Below are 2,850 nucleotides of genomic sequence, written 5' to 3' on the forward strand. Positions count from 1 at the left end.
ATCTTTTCGCCATTTAGGTATAGGCTGGCCCAGCTGTTCGAAGTGCCCAGAGCATCATAAGCGATGAGTATATGTGTCCAGGTGCTTCTGCTAAATTGAGGCTTGGCAATACTTACCAATCTTTTTTCAAATTCTTCCAGTAAGGAAGAATTCAAGGTGTCCAAAGTCCAAGCACTTTTATCGCCTATCACCCCAATCTAAACCCCGGTGGATATCGTCAGTGAAATCACCCAGATGAGCGTCATTAAAAACTGGCATCCGTAATCTGTATGGGATCCGTATAGCCATCAAGTTTTTGAAGGTCCACACTTAACCAAAAAAATAGAACCAGACCAATGTTGAGGATTTGTAGGCGATGTTGTCTTTTGCTTTTAAAGAAGATGACCGTATTACTTTTTTCACCAAATTCAAAGGCATTACCAAAGCGGCCTTTCCCTCGTGATGCTATGATTTGGATCATTCATACCCTCTTGAAATCCCGTCTAACTTTTTTTTGAATTTACATAGCTCGCGGTTGCAGTAAATAGGTTAGGGTCTCCCAAGGCAAAGTCAGCCCGTAGTTCCCGAATCAAAGATACGTGAAAGGTGAGGTCTCACTGATCTCTGGAGATAAATTTTGTGGTTGACAGCTAGCGAGGAGTTATCAATAAAGCTCCAGTTGTTAACATGTTCATGTTCAAGTATCTCATGTTTATTATTTAGTGGAGTAAACTAGGATCAGATTCTATAGCTTCAAGAACTTAAGATAGGATGAGAGGGGATAGTCTTATATCTGAGAATTCTTGACGGAAGGGCTGAATTCTTTTCAACTATAAGCTGCAGTAGCAAAGCAAGTTTTTACCTATGACTCGGTACAAAGCCCAGCGACGGGATCGTTTATCTGGATAAAAAGAAAGAATTGAAACAATAGTGGAGAAGATGTCATGCTTAAATGCAGTGCTTTTGAGATGTCGACGAGCTTTCACGAGTTGTACCTTCACGGTATTATGTCGAAATCTGCATCTGTTCGGCGATCTTCTTATTGTCCTTGCCTTCGAAATAGCGCATCTTAAAAATGGCTCTTCTCTGTGGAGGAAGTGTTTCTACCAATTTATTAATGGCCTCAACTGTTCTTTTTCAATCAACAGATGCTCGCCACTTTTTAGAGTTTCCGCCCTATGACTTAATAGAAATTGCTCTTGAGACGTTGGTCGTTAGCGATCTTCTTCAGATGATCATTAAGCCTGACCTTAGCGATGTGAATACAAAATGCCTGAATAGATTTGTCTGTAGAAATGATGGATCGTTTTTCCCAGAGGGTCAGGAATACTTCAGAAGTGGCTTCCTCCGCCAGCACCTCTATGCCGATCAGCTTTTTGCAATAAAGAAAAATGATCTGGAAATACTTAGCATAAATCCACTCTAAACTACTTTGCTCTCCATTCTTCAATGCGCTCAGATGCCTATACTCCTCAATTATTGGCAAAATGATCAATTTAATTTGCTGACGAAAAGTTGACCCTATCTAACCAAATGTACAAAAAAATGAAAAAAATTGGATGTTGAGTAATCCCATTTCTAGGGCAATCGCATTAAACTGCTTGGTTAATGATTTTAATTAAATATTGATTATCCCAAGCAGCTCTCATTCTTTTGTTCTGGATGCCCACTTTAAGAGATTTGTCCTGTTTGAGTAGATTGAGGGCCAATCTACGGATGACGGACAAGTTCTGGTCAGCATATCCGGATCGGACTCTGGAAGCATCCTCTTTGAAAACCACATCTAAGGTCCAATGCAATTGATTTTCGATAGCCCAATGAGTTCTAACAATATGATTAAATGCTTGAGCATCTTTATTTTGAGCAGATAGACTGCTAATGTAGTATCGATTCTGGGTCTGGACCTGATCCCCTTTCCAACGCGTGGCCTGTATCATGATCAAGCTCGAGATATCCTTCCACTGCTCCAGGTCCTGGGACAGAATCCAATCAAAGTCGGGTGCTTGTAAGTCTAACACATAGCATTTGCGCGATTCTATCCGACCATGGCCTTTATCCCATTGCTGATCTTGCTGACAAAATCGAGTGTTGATTAAATGCTCAAAGGTAGCTTTGACTTCTTCATATAGTTCTCCTTGATTGGATTTAAGGGCTAACACATAATCCGCCTGATGAGCTCGAATCTGCTGGGCGATCTCCTTTTGAGTGCCCATCGCATCAATGGTGATGATACATCCCGCTATTTCCAACATGCTTAACAGTTCCGGTATCGCACTAATCTCATTGGATTTATCACCTACCTTTAACTGCCCTAGACTAACCTGATTCGCTGTAGCCCAGGCGCTTACCATATGTATGGCGGCCTTGTTACTGCCTTTATCATACGATCCTCGCAAGCGCTTACCGTCAATGGCAACTACTTGTCCTTGAGTGACTTGACTAAGGTTACTAATCCAACTGGCAAAACCTTTTTCCACCTCTTCGGCTGATAAAATCGAAAATACGCGACCTAAAGTATCATGCGAGGGAATGCCATTGGGTAGTACCAGCAGGTCCTTCAAAAACAACTCCTTTGCTTTGCCAAATTCTTCAATGGCTACCCAATTATCAGCCCCACTCAGCGTGCCTATTATCGTTAATCCTATTATGTCCAGCAATAAATGTTCTTTGTGCCGATCAAGACGAGGGTCTTCTATAAATCCAAAGTGCTCTTCTAATAATCGTAGGCCGCTTTCTGATCCTGACATGATTTTTATCTCAAGATCTTATTATTTTTCAAATACCGTAGTTTAATGCGATTGCCGCTTTCTGATCCTGACATGATTTTTATCTCAAGCTTCATTACTTATGGTATAACTTAGGTTGTTTGGG

General features: G+C 41.1%; 4 protein-coding genes. 1 reads left to right on the forward strand and 3 read right to left on the reverse strand.

Translation table 11 applies throughout. The features are described 5' to 3' along the window. Positions 1–244: 244 nt before the first annotated feature. Positions 245–460 (reverse strand): hypothetical protein, encoded by a 216-nt coding sequence (locus D5R40_RS34230; RefSeq protein ID WP_153183529.1) that lies wholly within the window; start codon positions 458–460, stop codon positions 245–247. A gap of 524 nt (positions 461–984) precedes the next feature. Further along, positions 985–1,089: a sigma factor-like helix-turn-helix DNA-binding protein gene (locus tag D5R40_RS43225; protein ID WP_205127800.1), complete on the reverse strand. Its 105-nt coding sequence runs from the start codon at positions 1,087–1,089 to the stop codon at positions 985–987. Between the two features lie 7 nt (positions 1,090–1,096). Here D5R40_RS43225 and D5R40_RS31735 point away from each other — a divergent pair, with 7 nt between their 5' ends. Then, positions 1,097–1,405: a hypothetical protein gene (locus D5R40_RS31735; RefSeq protein WP_124155793.1), complete on the forward strand. Its 309-nt coding sequence runs from the start codon at positions 1,097–1,099 to the stop codon at positions 1,403–1,405. Between the two features lie 166 nt (positions 1,406–1,571). Here the strand turns inward: D5R40_RS31735 and D5R40_RS31740 are convergent, their stop codons facing one another. After that, complete coding sequence (locus D5R40_RS31740; RefSeq protein ID WP_124155794.1) at positions 1,572–2,726, reverse strand: ISAs1 family transposase; 1,155 nt, start codon at positions 2,724–2,726, stop codon at positions 1,572–1,574. Positions 2,727–2,850 lie beyond the last annotated feature (124 nt).

The organism is Okeania hirsuta (assembly GCF_003838195.1).
Taxonomy (GTDB): domain Bacteria; phylum Cyanobacteriota; class Cyanobacteriia; order Cyanobacteriales; family Microcoleaceae; genus Okeania; species Okeania hirsuta.